Source organism: Prevotella sp. KH2C16, assembly GCF_900113305.1.
GTDB lineage: Bacteria > Bacteroidota > Bacteroidia > Bacteroidales > Bacteroidaceae > Prevotella.
In genome coordinates, this window is sequence record NZ_FOOW01000026.1 from 1 (window position 1) to 24,724 (window position 24,724).

General features: G+C 50.4%; 22 protein-coding genes and 1 rRNA gene. 14 read left to right on the plus strand and 9 right to left on the minus strand.

Annotated features, from left to right (window positions below):
- Nucleotides 1-68 (minus strand): 16S ribosomal RNA (locus BM114_RS12300); the annotation flags it as partial.
- 446 nt (nt 69-514) lie between these two features.
- On the minus strand, nt 515-1,507 hold the full coding sequence (locus BM114_RS12305) for a helix-turn-helix transcriptional regulator (RefSeq protein WP_177207121.1): 993 nt from the start codon (nt 1,505-1,507) through the stop codon (nt 515-517).
- 406 nt (nt 1,508-1,913) lie between these two features.
- On the opposite strand from BM114_RS12305, the gene BM114_RS12310 reads away from it, so the two are divergent.
- Nucleotides 1,914-2,123 carry a hypothetical protein gene (locus BM114_RS12310; protein WP_092113850.1) on the plus strand — a complete coding sequence of 70 codons (210 nt, stop codon included), beginning with the start codon at nt 1,914-1,916 and terminating at the stop codon, nt 2,121-2,123.
- A gap of 20 nt (nt 2,124-2,143) precedes the next feature.
- Entirely contained in the window at nt 2,144-3,967 is a 1,824-nt protein-coding gene (locus tag BM114_RS12315; RefSeq protein WP_143089335.1) for an MBL fold metallo-hydrolase, read from the plus strand.
- Between the two features lie 379 nt (nt 3,968-4,346).
- Here BM114_RS12315 and pncB read toward each other — a convergent pair whose 3' ends face one another.
- Nucleotides 4,347-5,555 (minus strand): nicotinate phosphoribosyltransferase, encoded by a 1,209-nt coding sequence (gene pncB / locus BM114_RS12320; RefSeq protein ID WP_092113854.1) that lies wholly within the window; start codon nt 5,553-5,555, stop codon nt 4,347-4,349.
- 116 nt (nt 5,556-5,671) lie between these two features.
- On the opposite strand from pncB, the gene BM114_RS12325 reads away from it, so the two are divergent.
- The 5 genes from BM114_RS12325 (at nt 5,672) to BM114_RS12340 (ending at nt 9,990) form a co-directional block, all read left to right on the plus strand.
- A complete protein-coding gene (locus BM114_RS12325) occupies nt 5,672-6,337 on the plus strand; it encodes an MgtC/SapB family protein (RefSeq protein ID WP_092113856.1) in 666 nt (221 codons plus the stop codon).
- Nucleotides 6,338-7,510, plus strand: coding sequence for an aspartyl protease (locus BM114_RS12330; RefSeq protein ID WP_092113858.1), 1,173 nt, complete (start codon nt 6,338-6,340; stop codon nt 7,508-7,510).
- On the plus strand, nt 7,507-7,746 hold the full coding sequence (locus BM114_RS14185; protein ID WP_143089336.1) for a hypothetical protein: 240 nt from the start codon (nt 7,507-7,509) through the stop codon (nt 7,744-7,746). Before BM114_RS12330 ends, BM114_RS14185 begins: the two co-directional genes overlap by 4 nt.
- Nucleotides 7,747-8,457: 711 nt before the next feature.
- The gene (locus BM114_RS12335; protein WP_092113860.1) at nt 8,458-9,594 is read left to right on the plus strand and encodes a DEAD/DEAH box helicase; all 1,137 of its coding nucleotides are present in this window, start codon (nt 8,458-8,460) and stop codon (nt 9,592-9,594) included.
- A 96-nt stretch (nt 9,595-9,690) separates the two neighbouring features.
- Entirely contained in the window at nt 9,691-9,990 is a 300-nt protein-coding gene (locus BM114_RS12340) for an RNA recognition motif domain-containing protein (protein ID WP_092113861.1), read from the plus strand.
- 451 nt (nt 9,991-10,441) lie between these two features.
- Here BM114_RS12340 and BM114_RS12345 read toward each other — a convergent pair whose 3' ends face one another.
- From BM114_RS12345 to BM114_RS12365, 5 genes are all read right to left on the minus strand, one after another.
- On the minus strand, nt 10,442-11,506 hold the full coding sequence (locus tag BM114_RS12345; RefSeq protein WP_092113862.1) for a tetratricopeptide repeat protein: 1,065 nt from the start codon (nt 11,504-11,506) through the stop codon (nt 10,442-10,444).
- A 17-nt stretch (nt 11,507-11,523) separates the two neighbouring features.
- The gene (locus BM114_RS12350) at nt 11,524-12,786 is read right to left on the minus strand and encodes a M56 family metallopeptidase (RefSeq protein ID WP_092113863.1); all 1,263 of its coding nucleotides are present in this window, start codon (nt 12,784-12,786) and stop codon (nt 11,524-11,526) included.
- A 1-nt stretch (nt 12,787) separates the two neighbouring features.
- The gene (locus BM114_RS12355; RefSeq protein WP_092113865.1) at nt 12,788-13,150 is read right to left on the minus strand and encodes a BlaI/MecI/CopY family transcriptional regulator; all 363 of its coding nucleotides are present in this window, start codon (nt 13,148-13,150) and stop codon (nt 12,788-12,790) included.
- Nucleotides 13,151-13,313: 163 nt separating this feature from the next.
- A complete protein-coding gene (locus BM114_RS12360; protein ID WP_177207122.1) occupies nt 13,314-14,516 on the minus strand; it encodes a hypothetical protein in 1,203 nt (400 codons plus the stop codon).
- Between the two features lie 341 nt (nt 14,517-14,857).
- Nucleotides 14,858-15,631, minus strand: a complete 774-nt coding sequence (locus BM114_RS12365) for an SDR family oxidoreductase (protein ID WP_092113867.1) — start codon at nt 15,629-15,631, stop codon at nt 14,858-14,860.
- Between the two features lie 123 nt (nt 15,632-15,754).
- On the opposite strand from BM114_RS12365, the gene BM114_RS12370 reads away from it, so the two are divergent.
- From BM114_RS12370 to BM114_RS12380, 3 genes are all read left to right on the plus strand, one after another.
- Nucleotides 15,755-16,537 carry a Cof-type HAD-IIB family hydrolase gene (locus tag BM114_RS12370; protein WP_092113869.1) on the plus strand — a complete coding sequence of 261 codons (783 nt, stop codon included), beginning with the start codon at nt 15,755-15,757 and terminating at the stop codon, nt 16,535-16,537.
- Nucleotides 16,538-16,665: 128 nt separating this feature from the next.
- Nucleotides 16,666-17,559 (plus strand): YitT family protein, encoded by an 894-nt coding sequence (locus BM114_RS12375; RefSeq protein ID WP_092113870.1) that lies wholly within the window; start codon nt 16,666-16,668, stop codon nt 17,557-17,559.
- Between the two features lie 461 nt (nt 17,560-18,020).
- Nucleotides 18,021-18,650, plus strand: coding sequence for an AlbA family DNA-binding domain-containing protein (locus BM114_RS12380; protein ID WP_092113872.1), 630 nt, complete (start codon nt 18,021-18,023; stop codon nt 18,648-18,650).
- 71 nt (nt 18,651-18,721) lie between these two features.
- On the opposite strand, the gene BM114_RS12385 is transcribed toward BM114_RS12380, so the two are convergent.
- Nucleotides 18,722-19,585 carry an OmpA family protein gene (locus tag BM114_RS12385; protein ID WP_092113874.1) on the minus strand — a complete coding sequence of 288 codons (864 nt, stop codon included), beginning with the start codon at nt 19,583-19,585 and terminating at the stop codon, nt 18,722-18,724.
- 156 nt (nt 19,586-19,741) lie between these two features.
- Between BM114_RS12385 and BM114_RS12390 the strand changes: the two genes are divergently transcribed.
- The 4 genes from BM114_RS12390 to BM114_RS12405 all read left to right on the plus strand — a co-directional run bounded on the left by BM114_RS12390 (nt 19,742) and on the right by BM114_RS12405 (nt 24,638).
- Nucleotides 19,742-20,650 (plus strand): DMT family transporter, encoded by a 909-nt coding sequence (locus BM114_RS12390; RefSeq protein WP_092113875.1) that lies wholly within the window; start codon nt 19,742-19,744, stop codon nt 20,648-20,650.
- Entirely contained in the window at nt 20,640-23,111 is a 2,472-nt protein-coding gene (locus tag BM114_RS12395) for a M1 family metallopeptidase (protein ID WP_092113877.1), read from the plus strand. The genes BM114_RS12390 and BM114_RS12395 overlap by 11 nt, the downstream gene beginning before the upstream one ends.
- Before the next feature lie 13 nt (nt 23,112-23,124).
- Nucleotides 23,125-23,715 carry an epoxyqueuosine reductase QueH gene (locus BM114_RS12400; RefSeq protein WP_092113878.1) on the plus strand — a complete coding sequence of 197 codons (591 nt, stop codon included), beginning with the start codon at nt 23,125-23,127 and terminating at the stop codon, nt 23,713-23,715.
- A 440-nt stretch (nt 23,716-24,155) separates the two neighbouring features.
- On the plus strand, nt 24,156-24,638 hold the full coding sequence (locus BM114_RS12405) for a hypothetical protein (protein WP_143089338.1): 483 nt from the start codon (nt 24,156-24,158) through the stop codon (nt 24,636-24,638).
- Nucleotides 24,639-24,724: the final 86 nt, after the last annotated feature.

Here is a 24,724-nt window from a genome sequence, read left to right on the forward strand (position 1 = left end):
CCCTCGACTTGCATGTGTTAAGCCTGTAGCCAGCGTTCATCCTGAGCCAGGATCAAACTCTCCATTGTAGAATGGTCTGTCCCTCTCGTGTCCTTGAGGGAAATGATTTCCTTCAGAACCGGCTCGACGAGCTTTCCTTGTCTCGGACATCCGTCCCGCCAAAGGCCTGGGCCTCCCGCCGGACGGACTACCTGCGTTCCTCCGCTGACGCTCCGCCAGAGGCGGAGACAGCGGCGTACTGCCTGTCTCTCTCCATGTAAACCTTTCAAAGAACTTCGTTTCCATCCGGCTACGCCCCGAAGGGCGAAAGCGAGTGCAAAGGTAAACAGTTTTTTTATATTCGCCAAATATTTCGGGGAATATTTTTCCTTTTTATGTATTTTTTTTCTTTCTCTTGACTAATATCAAGACAACGGAAATCTTTCACCTTAATTATATATGCATTATACAAGAAGTCGAGATAAAAAGTCTTATATAAATTGGTAATTATCCAATTAAAAACTCTTTCTTTTTATTACAAAAGTCGTTCACACAATTTTTCATACAAGTTATCTTCAGGCGCAAGTCCCATTTTCTTTCTTATTCGACTATGCTGGGCACAGACATTCGACTCTGTCTTTCCCAGTCTCGTGCATATTTCGCTCAGACGCAACCCCTGTATGACAAGTCGCACTATCTCTTTCTCCGAAGGCGTGAGATTCGGCAGTTTGTCATCAAGCAGCTTATTGCTTGTCAGCTGATGGCGTACGAGCATGTCCACATTGGCGAGAAAGTTCTCCTTTGCCTCTGTTCCGAAAGAACTGAGAAACATATTGGTTTCCTGCGGGGACAGGTTTTTCCGTTTTGCCAGCTGTATGTAGTCCAACAGCTGGCTGCGATCCATGCGGAAGAAGTCCAGCAACGACTTCTCGTTGTCCTTGAACATGTTGTTTTCTATCAGCACCTTTACCGTGTAGCGCTTCAGCTGTACGCTCAGATAGACGGTCAGCGTGTAGAGCAACAGCAGCACGGGCAACGCCTCGGTCAGTATCGGCGAGCCGAGTACGGCACATGCCACCACATACGACGCCCCTCCCAGCACATAGCAGCCAAGCGTAACCATCGGCATGTAGACAAAGGTCGTCATGCACAGCAGTCCTGAGTGAAGAATGATGTCGGAAAGAATCAGCGAGACACTATAGTCATGCGGGTAGAACGCAGTATAGATCATCTCGCCCGAGAGATAAACCTGCGTAATAAAGAAGATCAGGTAAAGCGTCAGAAGCAAGGGCAAATATCGCAGCCGTGCCAACATGTATATGACAAGGATGGCGACCCCGTACACCAGATTGGAGGCGAAAAAGTCCTCGGGACCGCTTAGCCCGAAAACATTGAGCATGCTTCCGAGAACAACGATGATGACTATGGCACGCAGCACCTGGAGGCGCAGCTGGTGGACGACACCGCTTTCAAACCCCATTGCCTTTCCGTCTATGCGCTTCAGCCGTTCGTTTATGAATTGTATCATGTTCATGCCTGCCATAATCATTAGGGAGTACAAAGATACTAATAAAAATTATAACTCCATGGTGTTTTATCAACTTATCAAGTAATATTTCCTCAATTAATGGAAAATATACAATTTTCCTCTTGCCCGTTAAGGTCTGTTAAGGGGGGGGGTGGAGTATTAAGGGATTAAAACGCTAAGAATCAGCTCCTTGACTTTCTTTCATACGATTACATTATTATTTCTCCTCGGGAAGCAGTAACTTTGCACAGAAATATTTCTTTCAGGAAACGGACACCACATTTACAAGCAGATAATTATGCGTCTGCCCCCTTTTTTCATCCAGCCCTAACAGTGTCGGAAAGAAAAGACAAGTCCGGAGAAATGAATCGTATGATTTTTTAATAACTATAATCAATTAAAAACAATGAAGGCAAGAAGAAAAAAGTATGTTTCCCCCTTGTGCAATGTGTTTACAGTAGACACGGAATACATCATGGTGGAAGCCTCGGGCAATCTGCCTGGCAGCTCAACAGGCCATGACATGGACGGAGAGATTGAAAAAGACCCTATAGAATTTGCAAAGCCACACGGCGCGAACCTATGGGAAGAAGATAACGAGTATAATAATAATTAATAATTAAGGAGAAAGAAAAGATGAAATCAATAATAGGTTTTCTCTGCATGACGGTCGTCTGCTTTTCAGCAGCCTCATGCCAAGAGCAGGATATTTACCCAGACTCTGCACAAAGTGCCGCGCACAAAGAGGGGGTAACGATTACCGCAGACGCCGAGCTTGATGCTAACTCCCAGAAAATAATCAGCCACGCAGCGCAAGGCGCGGCGGCAACCCGTGCCACACTTTCTGCCGACAGAAGTGGAAATATAACCTACAGCTGGGAGGCAGGGGCAGAGATTCCCCTGTTCGTTTACATTACCGACGGCACTCACCACGAGACGCTTACGGGGAGCGTATTGAAGGTTGTCTCTGAAAAGCGAGGGCACTTTCAGTTCAATGTACCGGACAAATACAACCTGGATAACTTGAAGATAGCGGTGGCCATCGGCAAGGAAAACCATGTGGACAACGGAGCGTGGATAACGAAAATGGATACTGAGGGCAACGCGAAGATAGCAACTCCCGCCGTCATCGACGCCACCTCGCACAAGTACAACATTCCCCTCTATGCAAGCCTGTCCCCTCTTAACAAAGACGGCAAGAGCGTAAGCATAACCTTCACCATGCTGGGCAGCTGGATAGGCATCAGGGCGAAGTCCGACATGGCTTACCAGAGTAACATCCACTCGATTGCGCTTGAGTCTGATGTGCTGCACATGGACGGAACGCTCAACCTTTCAACGGCGCGGCCGGCATGGATCCCGAGGAACTATCGCATAGACCTCGAGCACAAGGAGAAGACCGACACCATACGGGTGAACGGCACTTCCATTGGCGGCAGCGGCGACAGAGCCGGCACGACGCGCTATTCTAAGCCGTTCTATGTATGGGCAAAAGCGACTTCCGGGCAGGAGAGCAGGCAAAAGGCAAGAGTCTATGTGCGCGGAAAGGCGGTATCAACCATGGGGGCTACCTTCAAGGAAGATAAGTTCTCCATGCGCGACAAATTCTTCAGCGAGGCGAAATGCCCGATACAGTTTATCGACGGCGACACCTATTACTTCAGCGTGGACGCTTCTCTTGCTGATACGGACGGCGGACTCATCATGACGGAATATTACCATAACACCATTGCCATAGGAGAATATAACTGGATAGAAATCACGAATGTTACCAATAGGGACATCTCGCTGGAAGATTATTACTTAGTGAGCTATCATCCAGAAACAGCCTCACTCTATGTCATGGCACTGGCCGACCTTGCAAAGCTTAACAGAAAGAATCGCGACATGATACCTGACCACTCAACGACCATGGTTCCTGCGGGCAGAACGATTTGCCTCGCCGCAAGCGGGCACGCCATAGGGATTCCGAAAGTTAAGAAGAGTAATGTGTATCAGCTCGTAAGCACAGGCGGCTCGGCTGCATACATGAATGCCGTAACGGGTGGCGTACGCTATGCAAAGTTCCTATGCAAAGGAGGATGGAACATCGACTTCAACGACCCGAAATGCAACATAGTCGACAACTTTGGCTGCCGCGTAACCTACGACTTGGCAACTAAAAAATATCTTACTTTTATCTACTATCAAGGACCCGTAGTTTTCCTCAGATCAAAAGAGGACGAGCTGAATGTACCACAGAAGAACTTCCTGCCCGAAGTCTGGAACTGGAGAGGCTTGAACGCAGCTGGCTTCAGCTATCTGGGCAGCTTCAATGACAAGGATGACAAGATGGGACCATTGACAGGATATGCGCCTGGCGGAAAAGAACATTATTTCATAAAACTCTTATGGACAATGAACGATGTAAGGTACACCAAATTCCAGCCTGAAGACGGAGACTGGCATACTGGCAAATAAATATAAGCAGTTCGGTAAACGCCGATTAAGACAATAGAGGCGGTATGTAGGCAGGTCTGTTCCTGAACGCATACCGCCTTTATTGTCTTAGCAGCATATGAGGGACGCATATATAATACTCATCCAGACAACTCTTTGGGACAGAGCACAAGATGGGCGACCCACTCGCCGACAATCATCATTTTACTATCAAATTACCGATGTTCAAGATTGAATTTACCAGATTCCATTCCCCGAACAATGGCATAAAAAACAAGCGCAACAACCAAGACTGTTACGCTTGATATTCCATAGAATTGTAAAAGGCGGCCTTTTACTCTCCTTCTAACGGCTAAAAGCAACGCTTCTAACGGCTAAAAGGCGGGCTTCTAACGGTCTTTTACTTTTCAACGAAATGCACGGCCTCCATGAAGCGCTTCACCACCTCCGGCTTGCCCGTATGCTTGCCCTTGTCTTCGCTGAGCTTGCAGGTGTCATTATAGAAAGGCCAGAGCTCAGTAATCTTCACCGCAACAAGCTTGATGACTATATTCATAGGTTTTAAGCCCTCAAAGTCGTTAGTAAAGTGAGTACCGATACCGAAGCTTGGCTGGCAATAATCCTTGGCATAGCCTTGGATTTTGATGGCACGGTCTGTATCGAGCGCATTGCTGAATATCACTTGTTTGGTGCGTGGGTCGATGCCCAGCGACTTGTATTTCTCCGCTATTTTCTCAAGCTGTTCGCGGTTGTCGCCACTATCGATTCTTAGTCCTTTGAAGAGATTCGCAAAGTCTTCGGAGAAGTTCATGCTGAAGATATCCCATCCGAAACTGTCGTAGAGATAAGTTCCAAGGGCTCCCCGGAAGGTGTTGCGCCATGCATTCATGGCAATATGGTTAGCCATCTGGGGGCCATACATGCCGCCGATGGCACAGACAAACTCATGCGCCATGGTACCTACTGGCACCAAGTCGTACTTCATGGCAAGATAGACATTGCTCGTGCCGACGAACTTGCCTTTCCACGGCTTTGACTGATAGCAGTCCTTGAAAGCGCGGACACAGACCGATTCTGCCTCAAGCGATGCCCGGCGGCGTGTACCGAAATCGGTAAAGACGCAACCCGCCGCCAACAGGCGCTCCGCCTTGCGGTACGACTTTCCATAATAAGCCTCATAGTCCAGCTTGTCAGCCTGTCCCGTAACGATGTAGTACAACTCCGAGATAATCGCCAGCACCTTTACCTCAAGGAGGATTGTATCGCTCCAGTTGCCTTCGAATTCCACATGCAGATGATTCTCCTCGTCCTGCCAGGCCTTGACCCATTCACGCTTATATCGGAATCCCTTCAGGTAAGGGTAAAACCACTGGGGGATGTAGTCGCAGCGTCGTTTCATGAAAGCAATTTCTTCCCCTGTGATTTTCAAGTGTTCCAGATAACCAATCTGCTCATTGAGCAAGTCGGCAAACCCTGTCGGATAAACGGTATTATCCCGGTCTACAAACTCGTATTTGACCTGAGCACGAGGATAATTCTCTATAACCGCACAGCACATGGAGAACTTATAAAGATCGTCATCGGTAAAGTACTTGATAATTTGTTCCATTTTGTTGAGTTTGATATATTGTTGGCAAAAATAGTATTAATTTTTAAAAATAGCAAGGGACAGTACCTGAAATCCAATAATATTTCTTATTTTTGCCCAGAAAAAGATAAACGAATATGACAGCAGAATTCATTCTTCGTCTCTTCATTGCCGTTCTTCTGGGCAGCGCCATCGGTTTGGAGCGCGAATACAGGGCGAAGGAGGCCGGCATCAGGACTCACTTTCTGGTAGCCTTGGGGAGTGCCCTCTTCATGATACTCTCGCAATATGGCTTCAACGCCGTAATCGGCGAGCTCAATCTGGCAAAGTTCGACCCCTCGCGCATAGCGGCGCAGGTGGTAACGGGCATCGGCTTCATCGGTGCCGGAACCATCATCCTGCAGAAGCATATGATACGAGGACTCACCACGGCGGCCGGCCTCTGGGTAACCGCTGCCATCGGCATGACCTGCGGGTCAGGGCTCTACCTGCTGGCTGCAGCCTCCACCATCATGGTGCTCATCTGTCTGGAAGCCCTCAACATAGGCATCCAGAAGCTCGGATACCGGAGCCTGAGCATATCGTTTGCAGCCTCCACGAGTGAAGACATCTCCCGGACGCTCGAGGAAATGCGGCAGAAAGGCATTGAAATCGACTCCTACAGCATGCAGAAAGAAGAGGAATCCGACAAGCCCACTTACCATGTCTCCATGGAAATCAAGGCCAAGCGCAGCATGTACCACACCCAGATACTCAGCCTGATGAAGGAATTCGGTGGGGTAACCTTTGAAAATATAGAGTAAATGAACCGTATCTTCTCCTGCCTGATGAGCCTCCTGGTGCTTCCGCTGGGACTTCATGCCCAGATGCACGGCTACGACACTCGCTTCGAATTATCGAGACGGAACTTCTGCGACACCATACCCATCGAGATTGAGAACGACCAAGTCTATATCCGTGTGGAGATAAACGGCCGGGAACTGTGCTTTAACCTCGATACAGGAAGCAGCCAGGGAATCGTGTACGAGGAATCACAGATAGAAGGCCTGACCGAACTTGGCAATGTCGTTTCCCATGATGCCAACCAACGGACGGACACGGTAAAAGTCGTGGCCCTGCCCCCCTTCCGCATCGGAAGCCTCACCGTCAGCCATTATGTGGCTTCGCTACTAAGAAGGCCTGCCATAAAGCGTCGGTACAATGCGGTTCTCGGCTTCGACATCTTCAACAAAGGCATCTGTGCTAAAATCGATGCACAAAAAAAGATTCTCATCCTTACCGACCGCAGGAAATGGTTTGAAGGCGAGCCGGGATTCGCCGTCAAATACAAGTTGAAGTGGTTTGTGCCCTACTTACTGGCAAGTCCGTTTATCCGCCATGTAGACGAGGTTCTCTTCGACCTCGGCTCCCGGCCGCTCTATACGATGAGCAAAGAAAGCTTCGACAAGCACTCCTATAAGAGCAGACAGGTGAATGAACAGGTAGAGGGACGAGCCTGGGGCCATCTGACCATTGCAAGCCATGGTACGGAAACTGAGGCCGAGATTGTCTTCCTGCATCTTGACCGTTTGAAATGGGGCGACTTTTCCTTCCGCAATGTCCGATCCATTACCACGCAGGGAGCCTCACGAATCGGAGCACAGATACTCCGCTATGGAAATATCATCATCAACCCCTTCCGACGACGCATCATCTTCCAGCCCCATCATGCGGCTGACAACGTCGAGGTGGGCAACAAGCATACCGGAGTGGCCTTCGTGCCAGCCGACGGCAAGGCTGCCATAGGCCTCATCTGGGAAGGCTGCGACGCTTACAAGTGCGGCATGCGCCAGGGTGATGTAGTACTTCGTATCGACGACACGCCCATCCACAGCTTTGACGACTTCGTTAATTTCCCTTTCGTGGAAGGGCGGCGATACAAATTCCTTTTAAACGATAAAGACGGCAAAAACAAAGAATTAATCATACAGCGATGAGAGACCTCTGTGAAATCCTTGCCCTGGAAGACGAGATACGGTCGGATGTCGCTGCCTATTGTGGCGACTGCGTGTGGAGTCTGGGCTATGAGCACGCCACCGGTACACTCGAACTGGAATTGACAAGGCACCTCTCCGACGACGAATGCGAGGGGCTCTGTGGACAATTCCCTTTGTCCGCTTTCTACAAAGGAGAAGGGCGAAAGGGGTCTTTGTTCACACTATACCTCCAATAAAAAACGCAAAGAGAAGCCAAAGCTGCCACTCCCGCTGCAGAAGGAAGAACCGGAATCGCGAGAAATACTGTCCTTCCCGCCAGCCAATATCCGTTTTACCGACAGAAATATCCACGATTAGGGAGTCTTATCCTTGAAATAATACGATTATTTCCCGCGTCCTCCACACATTTTTCCACAAAAAGTTTGTTTTATCAAAATAAAGATGTACCTTTGCCCCGAAGAAATTCAGATTTTGTAGAATATTTTTATAGATATGCCCTTTCCTGCCTCTTCAGGCGAAACCATTATCATAAAATCAAGCTCGAAATAAAGTTTCTCACTTGCCGGGACCTACGCCCAAGACGCAAGGCACAAGGCAATACAATATGAAACGATGATTATATCAATACAAAAAGAGAATCAGGAACTTCCTCTTGTCCTTTTTCCATCACCCGTCAAGAGGAGAATTTATTAAAAGAACCTAAGTGTCCGGAACATTTTGTGCGGTTACGCAAGAATTGTCGCACGGCACATCAAGAGTTTAAAATATGTATTAAAAGAACAAGACTGTTTCGTATCTTCACATTGTAAACCACCTTAGCGGTTACATCTTTAAATATTCAATTATCAGAACTTTACGCACAGGCTATCACAGCCAGACTTCTCCCATATTGTTCTCACATTAACAACAAAGAATCTCGCTATATCCCATATAGCAAAAAACATTTTATGACATTCCAGGAATTAAAAATATCAAAGCCTATACTAAAGGCACTGCAAGAGAAAGGTTACGAATATCCGACCCCCATTCAGGAACAAGCCATCCCGATAGCCCTTGACAAAAACGACTTACTGGGCATTGCGCAAACTGGAACGGGAAAGACCGCAGCTTTCTCGATACCCATCATCCAGCACTTAAGTAATAACAACTCCGACAGAAAATCGGAAATTAAGGCACTCATTCTCACCCCTACCCGGGAGCTGGCCATCCAGATTGAGGATTGTGTGAAAGAATACTCACGCTTCACACAAGTGCGCTCTTGTGTCATCTTTGGTGGAGTGAGCCAGCATTCACAGGTGCTTGCCCTCAAGAAAGGCATCGATATTCTGATTGCCACGCCCGGCCGATTGCTCGACTTGATTTCCCAGAAGATCATTTCGTTGCAGCATATAGAGTATTTTGTACTCGACGAAGCCGACCGCATGCTCGACATGGGCTTCATCCACGATATCAAGCGCATCATTCCAATGCTGCCCAATCGCAGACAGACAATGCTCTTCTCGGCCACGATGCCACAGACCATAGCCACGCTCTCTAAGTCTATTCTCCACAATCCGCAGCGCATAGAGGTGGCACCCGCATCCTCGGTCGTAGACACTATCGAGCAGAAACTCTACCTTGTGGAAAAACCACAGAAAGTAGAACTGCTTGCGGAAGTCCTAAGCGACAGCAAACAGAAAACCGCATTAGTGTTCTCGCGCACCAAGCACGGTGCCGACAAGATTGCCAAAAAACTCAAAGCAAAGGGCATCTACTGTGAAGCCATTCATGGAAACAAGAGTCAAAATGCCCGCCAACGCGCCCTGACAAACTTCAAGTCGGGCAAGACGCGCGTGATCGTAGCCACTGATATCGCCGCAAGAGGCATCGACATTGCCAACCTGCAACTCGTTATCAACTACGACCTGCCCGATGTAGCGGAGACTTATGTTCACCGCATCGGCAGGACTGGCCGTGCCGGCAATAGCGGAGTGGCGCTCACCTTCTGCTCCAAGGAGGAATACCCCATAGTAAAAGACATCCAGAAACTCACCGGAAGAAAGCTCAACAGGGTACAGACTGCTCTCGCCGTGTCGAACGGATAAGCCGCAAGAAGCTGTCTTTGGCAACCTCCCGGACAAGGGAAATTAAAAGACAAAAAGATTTTCACAATTATTTTTTATATTTTAAGAACAAAGCAAATGAACATTTTTGTTTCAAACATCAACTTCAAGACTCAGAACGAGAGTCTCCTCAAACTGTTTTCCGCTTATGGCGAAGTGGCAGATGCCAGAATCATTACCGATAGAGAGACCGGCCGTTCCCGCGGTTTCGGCTTCGTAGAGATGTCCAACGACGAGGAAGGACAGGCTGCAATCGACGCTCTCAACGGCACCGATTTCGAAGGCAAAACCATCAATGTAGCCATAGCGCGCCCAAGAGAGGAGCGTGGAGACCATAGGAGCTCCCGCGGTGGATACAACCATGACAATCGTTATTAAGCAACGAACAGAACCGGGAGGGGCACACTTCATATACCGAAGTTTCCACAAAGCCCGGACAAATTTATATGGATTCCAACAAAAACAGAGCCTGGACAAATGTCCAGGCTCTGTTTTTCATTGGCGGCAATAGGCAGGCCTTCTTTTAACCCTGGCAAAAATTCTCGAGGGCAGTTCCTCTTATTTCCTCAAAAAACGAGTATTATCCCAATTCAGGATGAGAAATAACAAAAAACTGCCCTTGCAAGCAGAGCCACAAAGGCTGCCGCAGCCACATATTCGGGCAGTCGGGGTGTCGCGCCAGACCACGCTTCTTACAGCTCTCTTCCATGATTCTGCTTATCCATTTCAGTTCCGGTGTTCGCATGCGTTTCTCATTCAAATGGTTCAGCCCCTGCTTTTTATCTGCACTTACAGAAAAAACACGCCACCAAATATTTCCGGGAGGTAATCAAGGGGTATCCTTCCGGTTCTTGAGAAGATAGCCATTGGCATACTCCATGAGTTCTTTCAGGTCATCGGTCTTCTTCTCTATCATCTTAGCCATACTCATGAAGATATTATAATTGACGACGGCGTTTCCCCTGTCGCCCATCTGCTGATAGCAGTAAGCCAGATAATAATAGGAGGTAATGGAGCCTGGATCATATTTCAGGGCATCCTTGAAGACATAGGAAGCCTCCTTGTAGCGGCCTTGCTGGAAATAACTCTCGGCCAGTCCACGCGTAACATTGAACATAAGGGCCGGCTCCGGCTGCAACAGACTTTCGGCCTTCTTCAGACAGCGAATGGCTTCTTCGGGGTGCTTCAGATCGTTGTTCACATACCCGAGATAATATAACGGTCCGGCCTTGGTGGAGTCGCTGATGGCAACAGCCCTGTTCAACCAGGGCAGGGCACGGTCGGGCTTCTTCATTTGCTGGTAACATATGCCCAGGGAATAGCACACCGAGTAGGTGCTGTCGCCCTGCGTTACCAGTCGCAAATAGACCTCAGATGCCGGCTGATACTGCTCATTTAGAAAGAAGGCATCGCCCAACTGACGGTTCACGGCAATGTCGGTGCTGTCTTTCAACGAGTATTTCACCGTGTGAATAAGTGCCTTGTCAGGCTGCATGGCCTGATTATAGGTTCTCGCCACCTCGGCCACCATCTCTGCGTCCATCGGATAACGCTTCAGGAGATGCTCGCCCCAATAGATCTGAGCCGCCGAATTGTCCAGAAAGCGATAGCTATAGAAAAGCTCGCGCAGACCCTCGTGCGTAATGGAGTCATCCTCCAAGGACTTCAGGAGGTCTATGCACTTGCCGAAAGCCTGCCTCCGATAATAGCAGTGAGCCAGCTTATGACGGTTCTTTATGCTGCTGTCGGCCTCGAAGGCAGCCTCATAAAATTGCAGGGCATGAAAGGTATCATAAGCTTCCATGCAGCTGTCGCCTTTCTGCACGAGGTCTTGCCCGTCTGCCCACATCGGCAGGCAGACGAGCAAGAAAAAAAGAATTTTGGGTTTATTCATTGTCTGACCATAGAATCTTATTGAAGTTTAAACGCCACCGGGATATTATACTTCACCCTGACGGTCTTCCCGTGCTGCTTGCCGGGCTGCCATCTGGGCATGTCCTCTACCACACGCACGGCCTCCTGATCGAGCAACGGATCTATGGAACGCACCACTTTCACACCGCTGACGGCACCGTCCGTCTCTACGACAAACGACACCACGACGCGCCCCTCTATCTTTTTCTTCTGGGCTTCTGCGGGATACTGGAGGTGGCTGGACAGATAGGACATGAGCTTTGCGCTGCCACCCGGGAACTGGGGCATCTCCTCCACCACATCAAAGACCTTCCCTTCGGAACTCTTGACAGCAGACACAGAGTCGCCGGCCGTCGCCGTCATGGGCACGGAGTCGGTCTGTTCCGCCTCCTTCCGGGGCTTGTTATTCAGGTTGCACGCCACCAGCAGCACGGCTGCCACGGGCACGAACAGCAGGTATTTCCACTTGCCATATTCGTTGGAACGCTTCTTGTTCATCATTTTGATTCGTTTTTTAATCGGTAAAACATTAAAGTTATTAGATAGTGTAGCTACATTCTTATGATAGGCCAGCCCCAAGAGGTGATACTGATAGGACTTGGTTTCCCTGCCCTCGCCAATCACCCGCTCGTCGGCAAGATACTCCAGGTTGATGCGCACCTCCCTGCGCAGGAGCCAGGCAAAGGGGTTGAAGAAGCAGAATATCGTGAAAAGCTCGCTGAGAATGATGTCCACGGAGTGCCACTGGCTGGCATGTGCCTGCTCGTGAATCAAAATTTCGGCCAGCGAATCGGCATCCTGCGCCCGGGGATTCACGAATATCCACCGGAAGAAGGAAAACGGACTTTCCGAATGGCGCAGCTCCTTCACGCGTATGCCGTTCACCTCCGTCGTCGGGCATGCATGTGCCAGACGCAGGATGGAATGAAGACCCGAGAGGAATCTGACACTCAGGACGACCATGCCCGCAAGCCAGACCATGAACAGGACATGGGCAGCCGACAGTACCGTAACGGCCTCGGGAGAAACCACCACCGACGGCAAGAACACATGGGTGTAGCTGTCCGACAGGGCGGCAAGGCCTTCCTGCTGCTGTACCCATCCGCCCAGATTTATCAGGGGAAGCCCCACCGAAAGCCCGTAGACGGCAAGGAGCGCGGCGCGGCGCCATGAGAAAAAGGTGTCGCGACCCAGCATCAGCCGATAAAAGCCATAGAACAGAATCAGCAGAACATTGACTTTCAGAAGATAGACTGCCATCTTATTTTCCTCCCTTTTCTATCTCCGAGATGATGTCGCGCAAGTCGCGGGGCGAAAGTTTCTCGTCCCTCGCAAAAAAAGAGACCATCTCCTTGAACGAATTGCGGAAGTAGTCGCGCACGAATCCGCTCATGAACTTGCTCTTATATTCATTCTCCGCAATGGTGGGCATATATAAATAGGTGTTGCCCTTGCGACTCTGCGCCACATAGCCCTTGGCCTTGAGGTTGCCCACCACCGATGCCACGGTGGTGTAAGGAGACTTGGGCTCCGCCATCCGGTCTACGATTTCGCGCACGGTGCACTGCCCCAGCGTCCACACGATCTGCATGATGTCCTCTTCTTGAGTGGTAAGTCTTTCCATGATTCCTGGTTTTTTCTTTATCGCAAAACTACGAAATTTTCGTAGACAAGTTGCTATTTGTGTGTTAATTTATATTAATCTGTTTGATTTTTAACTATTTACGATATTCTCGTAAGCCATGTCCCAGCCCTTCTGAAAGAACTGGGAAATGGGCCAATGGGATTCAGATGCGCATCGGGTCTTCAGTATCAAACCCTATGTTGAGCGTCTTCCCGCCGCGCTCTATGAGCAAGTCGAGATACCGAAGGTTTTTGTTGGGAGTGTATTGCCAGTGGATGTCCAGTTCAGAGACGGGCCGCCCGTTGAGCAGGAGGATATGGTCATCGATGCGCAGACCCGCCTTCTCGGCCTTGCCCCCTTCATACAAGCCCGTTACGACCCAGTAGCCCAGGGTCTTGGTACGGTCTACATAGCCGAATCCGAATGTCCCCATCTCATAGGGTTTGTCGTAATCGGCATTGCGGCGGAGGTACATCTTATTACCCTGCGGACAGAAAACCACCTCGAAGCGGCTCCATATCTCATTGCCGATGATGCCGAGATAAGGCCTGGCAGACAAGGCTCCCGACTCGTTAAGACTGTAGTCCATCAGCACATCCGCCCACTCGAAGCCGCCAATCCGCGCTCCTTTGGCCCGGAAGTCATAGGAACTACCCGCGCCGCCAATGCCCCCGTAGGCCGTATACCAGCGCAGCTTACGGGTGATGAGACTGTCCAGGCCATACTTCCGGGCGGTGGCACTCGTGAGCGTGAATGCCCCTGCAGACCCCAGGTCGACGAGCATCTTGCCCACGATGGTGAGCGTGTCGTTCACCGAGACGGTCGCCGGCACATAAATCCGGCGATCGTCAAACTCGATGTCCACGGCCGTAAAGCCCGTCAGGTCGATGGAGTCGGGGCTGTCGTAGACGCGCATGCGACGGTGGGCATAGTCTATCCGGAACGCCTTCTGTCCGAAATAGTCGAGCCCCACGATGCCGTCGGCATAGTCGCCCAGTATCGGCTTCAGCTGGATAATCGGTATCATCGAGGGCACATGTTCACGCGTCAGGAAGCGGTTACTCACCTTATCCTTCACCAAGGGCACCCGCACCCTGTCCTTGCCCGCACCACCCATGCGCGCATTGCACACCTCCTGGAATTTAAAGTGCCCCAGGGCGATAAAGGTGCTGTCGGCGCAAGTGTAGGGTGAACCCGTGTCGAAGACGAAGTGCGCCGGCCGTCCGCCAAACTCGTTGCGGAGATAGATCTGTCCGTAGAAGTCGATGGCATAGGCATCGGGCAGCCCCGCTTCCTGTCCGAAGGCACAAGCGGGAAAGGCAAAAGCCAGCAGGAGCCATCCAAGCGGCCGCTGAAAGAATGACAAAACTGGCATTATTTTTTCTCTGTCTGTGGTAGGGCTTTCCATATTTCTTGGGTTTTTCTTTGGCGTAAAACTACGAAATTTTCGTAGATGAGCCACAAGCCTCCCGTTAAAATATATTAATTGGGCTGGTTTTTAACAAATTACGATTCTTTCGCAAGCCCATACCCACATAGCTTGCAGCCCAGGGAAGCCACTTTGAGAGAGGCAGACGGGAAGCCCCGAAAGAAACTATAGAAGAGCTTTCAGCCGTTGCAAGTCTGACAAAATCGGCGAGATTGCGGGGCAAAATCGCCGATTTCGTCCTGTAAAACAAGTGAATTTAATCTGCCGCCAACGGCCTTTTAGAGGCATGTATACCCTCCGTCTACGGGCAACATGATGCCAGTTACATAACTGGAGGCCTCGCTTGCGAGGAAGAGGGCTGCCGTGTCGAGCTCGCCCTCGCGGCCATAGCGCTCGAGTGGGATGGCCCCTTTGGCGTAGGCGCGGAACCAGTCGGTCTCCAAGGTGGCCTGGGTGAGAGGCGTCCAGAAGTATCCCGGGCAGATGGCATTTACCGTAATGCCCTGCCGCCCCCACTCCGCTGCCAGCGCACGGGTAAGGTTTACCACGCCGCCCTTAGCCGCATGGTAAGGCGACGACGGCGCAATCTTGTTGCCCACGAGGCCGTACATCGAGGCGATGTTGATGATGCGGCCGTAAGCCTGCGGTATCATGGCCTTCCGGACCACAGCCCTTGTTACGCGGAAGGTGCCGAAGAGGTCTACATTCATCTCGTTCCGGAACTGCTCGTCGCTGATTTCCTCGGCCGGAGCTACCGCTCCCGTCCCGGCATTGTTTATCAAGATGTCGATGCGACCGAAGTGAGTCATGGCGGCATCCACCATTCGGTCTACCATCTCCGTATCCGTAATGTCGCAGCGAATGGCGTGAGCCTCCACGCCGAAGTCGGCCTCCAGCATGGCGGCAACTTCCTTGATTTTCTCCTCGCGGCGGGCAACGGGGATGATGTTGCAGCCTTGGCTGGCCAATGCGCGAGCCATCTGCACCCCCAGTCCGGTAGAGCATCCCGTAACGAGAGCCACCCTTCCGGACAAGTCAAAATAGTTTTTCATAAGCAGTTTTTTTTTCTGGTTAAATCTTAATTAACTGTCTGCAAATATAGGAAAAGTTAGCGTAAGGCAAGCCGAAATCCACTTTTTTTCGTATTTTTGCACACGAAAAGGTTTACAGGCAACATGTTCAAGGCTCTATTTTTTGACATCGACGGCACCCTGGTGAGCTTTGCCACTCACCGAATACCGGCCTCCACGGTAGAGGCTCTCCGTGAGGCGAAGAAGCGGGGGGTGAAGATATTCATCTCCACGGGGCGCCCCCTGAACATCATCACCAACCTCGGGCAAATCGAACCGCTGATAGACGGATACATCACTACCAACGGTGCCTATTGCTTCGCGGGCAAGGAGACCGTGAGCATACATCCCATGAAACGAAAGGATGTGGAGACCATCATCGACGACGGCTACGAGCAGGGCTATTCGATGATTATCGTGGGGAGCAAGAACTTCGTCGTCTGCAACGACACTCCTGCCGTCCACCGCATCTTCGTGGAGGAGTTGAAAGTGGAGAATATCGACTTCTCACTCAGCTATAACGACCTCGCGGACGAAGAAATCCTGCAGGTTACGCCGTTCGTAACCACAGAGCAGGAGACCCGCCTCATGCCCCGGCTCGGAAACTGTACGGCGGGAAGGTGGCATCCGGAATTCGTCGACATCACGGCCGGCGGCATCGACAAGGCACGGGGATTGCACGAAATGGCGGAATACATGGGCTTAAGGATTGAAGAAACCATGGCTTTCGGCGACGGCGGAAACGACATCCCCATCCTCAAGGCTGCCGGAACGGGCGTGGCCATGGGCAACGGACTCGACGAAGTGAAGGCCTGTGCCGACTACACCACGACCGCCGTCGACGGCGACGGCATCCGCAATGCCCTCCGCCACTTCCGCGTCATCTGAGCTCCTGCCACCTGCAAGAACAAAATTTGCGGAAAACGGACAAACAGGAAACGGAAAAAATAAATGCCGATTACATCTGATTTCCGAGAAATCGTTGTATATTTGCAATCTGTAAGACAAGACACACTATGCAGCTAAAGAACAACAAACTCTATAAGGAAATGCGCGACTACATCATGATTGCCGTCGCCATGACCTCCTACGGCATCGGATGGACGGTATTCCTGCTCCCGAACGAGATCGGGACAGGCGGCGTCCCGGGGATAGCATCCATCATCTACTGGGGTACGGGCATCCCCGCACAGGCAACCTACTTTGCCGTAAACGCCATCCTCCTGCTCATCGCCCTGAAGATTCTGGGCTGGAAGTTCTGCGTGAAGACGATATTCGCCGTGGCGGTGCTCACCCTCCTGCTCCAATTCTTTCAGGGATGGGCGGGCAACCTGCACCTGCTGCAAGACCAGCCGTTCATGGCCAGCATCATAGGAGCCATCTTCACGGGAAGCGGCATCGGCCTGGGACTGGCCTTCAACGGGTCTACGGGAGGCACCGACATCATCGCGGCCATCGTGAACAAGTACCGCGACATCTCCCTCGGGCGCGTCATCATGCTCATCGACATCGTCATCATCACCTCTTCACGCATCGTGCTCGACAGCTGGGAGCAGGTCATCTACGGATATGTAGTGCTCTGGGTGTCGTCGTTCTGCATCGACCAGGTGGTCATGGCCATGCGCCGTTCGGTACAGTTCTTCATCATCTCGGAGAAATACGAGGAAATCGGGCACCGCATTAACCAAGACCCCCACCGCGGCGTAACCGTGCTCAACGCGCAGGGATTCTACTCCGGCCACGATGTGAAGATGCTCTTCATCCTTGCCAAGAAGCGCGAGAGCCAGAAGATTTTCCGCATCATCAACGATATAGACCCACATGCCTTCGTGTCGCAAAGTGCCGTCATCGGCGTCTACGGCGAGGGTTTCGACAAGTTCAAGGTACGCGCCAAGAGATATCAGGCGTGAGTCTACCGAGCTATATGTCCTCTCGAGCAACACAAAAACAACCTCTCTTGCATCATGCTGTTCATCACCGCTACCGTCAAGAGAAACCAATAACTGAGTAAAACTGAAGGATATGAGATACATAAAGACACGGTGGATTTACCGACAATTAGCTACCAGCAATTTCGCCTTCTTTTATTTATCATTCTTTCTCTATGTGCTCTATGACTTTTTGGATTATCCGTTCCTCTTCCATGCTTGCTGTGTTACGGTTATCATACAGTTTGTCATCACATTAAGACTAATCATTAGGAATCTCAAAACACATGACAAGCATAAGCGAACAAGGTTTATCGGATATGGAATCTGTATCGCTTGGTGTATTTCCGCATATATAGGATATATAAGATGGCTATTGGATTTGCCCTTCAAATCGCCTTTTTAAATAGGCAGAACTGACCTTTGAGACAACAGAGAGTAGTATGACAGACAACGAATACCTGCTGGAGCTCATCGCGCAAGGCGAGCATGAACAGCAAGACTTTAAATATAAGGTGGACGACGCAATGAAGCTTGCCCGCTCCGTATCGGCATTTGCCAACACGGAGGGCGGTCGGCTGCTCATTGGAGTGCGGGATGACGGCAACCTTGCGGGCGTCCGTTCTGAGGAGGAAATCTATATGGTGCATAAGGCGGCCTATGAGTTTTGCCGCCCGGAGGCTGCCATCAACTTCAAAACCTACCATGTGGAAGGGCGCAACATAGTGATTGCCACCGTTCCGAGAGCCGTGGAGCGCCCTGTCTATGCCATCGACGAGGAGGGGAAAGAGGTGGCCTACATCCGCATCAAGGACGAGAACATCGTGGCTTCACCTGTCTTCATTGAGATGTGGAGACAGGAATCAAGGGAAGAGAACATGATGCCCTATACCGACACGGAGTCCCGGCTGATGGAGATGATGCGGCTGAACCCGCACCAGCCGATAGAGGTAATCTCGAAGATTGCCCACATCAAGCGGTTCCTGATTATCAAGATTCTGGCACGGCTGATAAGATACGACCTCGCAAGTTGGGAATTCAACGGCGAAGATTTCCTGTTCTCCTTAAAATAACAACAGGCGGAACACGAGGTCCGCAGATGCAACAAGGGCGCCGGTCAATGAAGACTGGCGCCCTTGTCAATTTATTGTTGCTTCTCTTCTGGAGCTTGCTCTATCAGGTCCATGAACTGGTCGAGCTTGGGAGTGATGATAATCTGGGTGCGGCGGTTGCGCTGCTTGCCGAGCTCGGTATCATTGCTGGCTATCGGGTTGTATTCTCCCCGTCCGCCGGCCGTGAGCCGCTTGGGAGCCACACCGAAACGATTTTGCAGATACTGGACGACCGATGATGCACGCAGAGCCGAGAGATCCCAGTTGTTGCGGATATTTTTCATCGTGGGAGCGTCAGTATTGATGGGCACATTATCCGTATTGCCCTCTATCAAAACATCATAGTCCTTATAGTCCATGATGATTTTCGCAATCTTGCCCAGCGTTTCCTCCGCACGCTCGTTAATCTCATAGGACCCGCTCTTGTAAAGCATATTGTCGGCCAGGGATATGTAGACCACGCCTTTCAGCACCTGCACATCCACCTCCTTCAGTTCCTCACGGCTCAGGGAACGGGTGAGATTGTTGGTCAGAACCATGTTCAGCGAGTCGGATTTGCTCTTCACCTCCACCAGATGACGGATATACTGGTTGCTTTCGTTAATCTGATCGACGAGCTTGGAGATGTTTATGTTATTGGAGTTCGCATTGCTCAGGCTCTGGTCGAGACTTCTCTGAAGGGCAGCATAGTCCTTCTTCTGTTGCTCGAGCTGGTTCTCAAGACTGCTCACCCGCGCCTTGGAAGCTGCCAGTTCTTCCTTCGTGTTCTGATAGTTAGCCGTCAGCTCGCGGTTCTCAGTCTGACAGTTTTCCAGCTCCTTCTTACTGGCACAGCTCGAAAAGGCGAGGATTCCAGCCAGCAGGGCCAACATTACGATACTTTTCCTATTTCTCATTTCTTCTTGATTTTGGGGTTTTTAATATCTATTGCAAATTTATTGATTAGACGGGCAAAGACCTAATTTTGTAAAATCGTTTATAGAATTTTAACCTGAAAACGGCATTTTTCAATTATTATTAATACCTTTGCAAGATAAAACAATCTCTGAAAAATGGATAAAAACAAAGTTGCGGGGCACTTTTCCGTTCTTCTTGCAAACATCATCTTCGGCATCGGCGTGCCGGTTACGGCGTGGCTGCTGGCCGGCTGGGTAACGCCCATGACTTACATGGCTGCCCGTTGCGTCGGTGCAGCCCTGATTTTCTGGGCCATCTCGCTGTTTCTTCCAAAGGAGAGGATAGCCGGAAAAGACCTGCTGGTCATCATGGGCGGCGGACTCTTGGGATTCGTTATTTCCCAGACGCTCACCGCCTGGGCCCTCTATTACACCACGCCCGTCTACTTCTCGGTCATCGCCTCGCTCACGCCCGTGGCCACGATGCTCATGGCAGCCCTCTTCATCAGTGAGAAAATCACGGTGAGCAAGGCCGTAGGAGTCGCTATCGGCATCGTGGGAGCCATGCTCGGCATCATCATAACCTGGCAGTCGGGAACCGGAAAGAACGACATTCTCGGCATCACCCTTGCTGTCCTGAGCCTGCTCTCGTGGGCAGTCTATCTGATTATAACGCGCAAGGTGTCGCAGAAATACTCTGCCGTGAGCCAAATGAAGTGGGTATTTCTCGTCTCCACGATTGCCGTCCTCCCGTTTGCATGGCATGAATTCCCGCAAACGCGGCTGTTCGGCGGCGAATGGCAGGCCGACTCCTTGCTCGGCTGGAGCGGCATGCTGTTCATCATCGTGTTTGCCACGGTGGCCGGATACTTTGCCATTCCGTTTGCCATGCGCTACCTCAAGGCCACCACGGTGAGCATTTACACCAACCTGCAACCCATCGTCGCATCGTTCATAGCCATCTGGATTGGCCAGGACCTCTTCTCCTGGGACAAGCCCGTGGCACTGATTCTGGTGCTCCTGAGTGCCTATGTCGTAACCAAAGAAAACCGACATGAGCGCTAAAACCTTTTCCCTATGCAACCTCCTGCTGACAATATTCCTGCAGGTAGCTGCCCCCTGTGCCACACAAGCCGATACCGTGGAGGACGGCGTGTCGCATGCTTTGGCCATCGAGAGGAGTACCTCACTGGACAACATCGAATATCAGCTGCACTTCAACATCCCCGCTGACAAAGCAGAAAAGGTTACGGGTACGGCCTCCCTCCGCTTCTACTTCAGCGGGAAGGGAGATTTGGTGCTAGACTTTGCGGGCGACAGCTTCGACGGCAGCTGCATAGTCAACGGCAAACAGGTAGCCGCCGAGTGGGTCCACGAGCATATCATCATTCCGAACCGTCATCTGTTACAAGGGAAAAACGAGCTATCGCTCTCATTCGTGTCCGCCGATGCCGCCCTGAACCGGCACGACGACTATCTCTACACACTCTTCGTTCCTGCCCATGCAAGAACGGTCTTCCCCTGTTTCGACCAGCCCGACCTGAAAGCAAAGTTCTCTCTCGACCTGCAACTGCCGGCGGATTGGAAGCAAATTAGCAGCGCAGACAGCCACCCGATACCTACTTACCTGTTCTCCTTCACGGCCGGAAAGTTCCAGGAAAGTACCGTGCAGAGGGATGGACGCACACTCCAGGCGCTCTATCGGGAAACCGACGCGCGGAAGACAGCCCAGTTAGACAAGATCTTCGACGAAGCAGCACTCTCCATCCGATGGATGGAAGAATACACGGGAATCAGTTATCCGTTCGACAAATACGGCTTCGTCGTCCTCCCCGGGTATCAGTTCGGGGGCATGGAACACCCGGGAGCCATCCAGTTCACCGACCGCGAAATCTTCTTAGGCGACACCCCTACCCCCGACGAGGAGCTCACGCGCCTGCAGCTTATAGCCCACGAGACCGCTCACATGTGGTTTGGCGACCTCGTTACCATGCGCTGGTTCAGCGATGTGTGGACGAAAGAAGTATTCGCCAACTTCTTTGCCGCGAAAATCAGCCGTGAGCAATTTCCCGAAATCAACCATGAACTGAACTTCCTGAAGGCCTATCAAGTGCGTGCCCTAAGCACCGACCGCACCGACGGAACGCATCCAATCCACCAAATGCTGGCCAACTTGAAAGATGCCGGCCTGCTCTATGGCAACATCATCTATCAAAAGGCGCCCGTCATGATGCGAAAATTTGAAGAACAGATTGGAGAAGAGAAACTTCGCAGAGGCTTGATACAATATCTCAAACGGTTTTCCTACGGCAATGCAACATGGGATGACCTGATAGAAATCCTGCAATCAGAGGCCCCGGAATCTGGAATCAAGGAGTGGGTAAATGTCTGGGTGAAACAGAAAGGGCTTCCCACTATTCACACGCAGTATGCCGACGGCCGGCTCATCATTGCCCAGCAAGACCCTTGGGGACGCGGATTGGTCTGGAAACAAAAGTTCAAGATAGGACTTTATGATGCCCACGGCGATTCCATCAAAAGCATAGAGGTAGACATGCAGCAGCCCCAGGTGCAGATTCCGCTTGCGGAAAAGCCCTACGCCATCATTCCTAACTACGACGGCAGCGGGTATGGACGCTTTGTCGCCGACAGTCTGAGCTGTGCCGTCATGGAGTATTCATGGCGTATCATGCCAAATGAACTCAACCGCTTTGCAGCCATCATGACACTCTACGAGAACTATTTGATGAACCGCATCAAGCCCGGAGAGTACATGAATACGATGAACACCTTCCTCATGAACGAGGAGAACCCGCTCGTAGCCTCCGCCCTGTGCAGCTATCTGCTAAGTGCCTATGGAGAGCTAAGCACCGAGAGCAAGAAGTTCTTCGAATATTATTTACTTAATGATGCGCAAAACCATCCAGAGAAAAGTATTAAACAAAAACTATTAAGATATATTTCGCAAACCTGCATATCAGCTCAGGCGATTGAATTTACATACGAAAAATGGAAGTTACACAGCGATTTACTGTTCACGGAGCAGGATTTTACCGACATGGCATATCATCTGGCCATCGTAAAACCGGATAAATGGCAGGAAATCTTACAAATCCAACGCGCCCGGCTGTCAAATATCGACGAGTTGAGAGCCTTTGACTACATCTCCAGAGCCTGCAATCCCGACAAGGGCATCCAGCAGAAACTCTTCGAGAGCCTGCTGGACAAGGACAACCGCAGCGTGGAGCCCTGGGCCGCCAAGATGCTGGCCCTGTTAAGCACCGGGGCTCGCGAGCCACAGAACAACGACTTTGTCTACCGGGGCTTGAATGCCCTGCAGGAAATTCAGCAAACGGGCGACATCTTCTTTCCCACCAACTGGCTCAACGCCTTGTTGGGAGGACATAACAGTCATGAGGCCAAATTTCTCGTAGGATACTGGATTGAGCAACATCCGGATTATCCGGAACCACTGATGAACAAGGTGAAACAGAGTGCCTACCACCTGCTCCGCAGTCAGAAATAACACCGAAAAAGAAATGAAACGAGCCCCCATACAGATTCCTTATGCCACCGACCGCGTGTTGCTGCACACTTGCTGCGCACCCTGCTCGTCGGCCATCATCGAATGGATGATGCAGCACGGCATCACCCCCACCATCTATTATTATAACCCTAATATCTATCCCGAGCGCGAATACGAGGTGCGCAAGCAGGAGTGCATGCGCTATGCCAAGGCCCTCGGGCTGCAACAAGTCGACGCGGAATACGACCATGCCGACTGGAAATACAGTATCAAGGGGTTGGAGAAAGAGCCCGAACGAGGCCTGCGGTGCCTGAAATGCTTCAAGATGAGACTATTGCATGCCGCCTGGTACGCTCAGGAAAACGGATACAAGGTGCTCACCACCACCCTCGCCTCCTCCCGATGGAAGAGTCTGGAGCAAATCAACGAGGCCGGCGAATGGGCCTGTGCCCAGACCGGCATCATCTGGTGGGGACAGAACTGGCGCGTAGGTGGCCTGCAGGAACGGCGCAACGCCCTGCTCAAGGAGAACCATTTCTATAATCAAACCTACTGCGGCTGCGAGTTTTCGATAAGGAAACCAGACGAGAACACCACCACCTGAAAATCAATAAGATACTGCAAGCCTTGCAAAAGACGGCTAAAAGCTCACCTTTTAGCCGTTAGAAGGAGTGTCGGAAGCCGTTAAAAGGCGAGCTTTTAGCCGCCTTTTACTTTTCTATTCCTTGTCTGGCTAATTATTCAGAAATATTCTTCCACCTGTTTTACAGTATGTATTATAGCTTTTAAGGCAATCTCTGCAGCTAACCCTGTAAATTAAAAATTCCCGTTATCACAGAAAAAACGACAAGAATATTTTATTTTGTCAAATAAAAAATATAGTTTTGTAGCAACTATTGTAATCTTACTTTTATGCTATCTACTAAAAAAACTTTTTTATTATTGGGTCTCTGACTATATTGAGCATTACAAATATGTAAATCCATGGTATGCAAGAACTAACTTTAAGATATATAGATATAACAAATAAGCTCAATCAGAATTATGAAAAAAACTATTATTTATCTGGCAACAGCTATATTGCTCGCATTTGGAAGTGTACTCATGAATATCGTGAAGGCTGACAATCCGGTAAATCCCCGTGAGGCTTATATCCGCAAGTTCTATGCGGAATACAAGAAAGCACTTGATGAAGAAAAGTCTCAACCTCTTTTAGAAGGACAATGTCCTTATGAAAAGAGTTTTAGCATAATAAAAAAGTATTGCACTAAAAATTTCTATGATGCCATGTTGCGAGACCAAGAAGAAGGAGATGGGTACGACTTCGTTACTGACAATTTGGGATTTGATGAAACTTCTCTGTCAACAATGGAGATAACTTATGTTAATGAAGATTGTTCTCGGATAAGCTATAAAGTTTGTATGAAATACCCCTATTCCGACCAAAGTAAGATTTATACTGTTAATCTGGAAATCATCTTCATCGGAGACAAGATAGAAGACATAGACATTCCACATGACGAGTAGCATACAGTAGTCCGTAAAAGACCAGGGAATCTATCTCTGCAAAAAGGCTGACAGAGGGCTTTCCTGCTTTTCCGAACAAACTATTG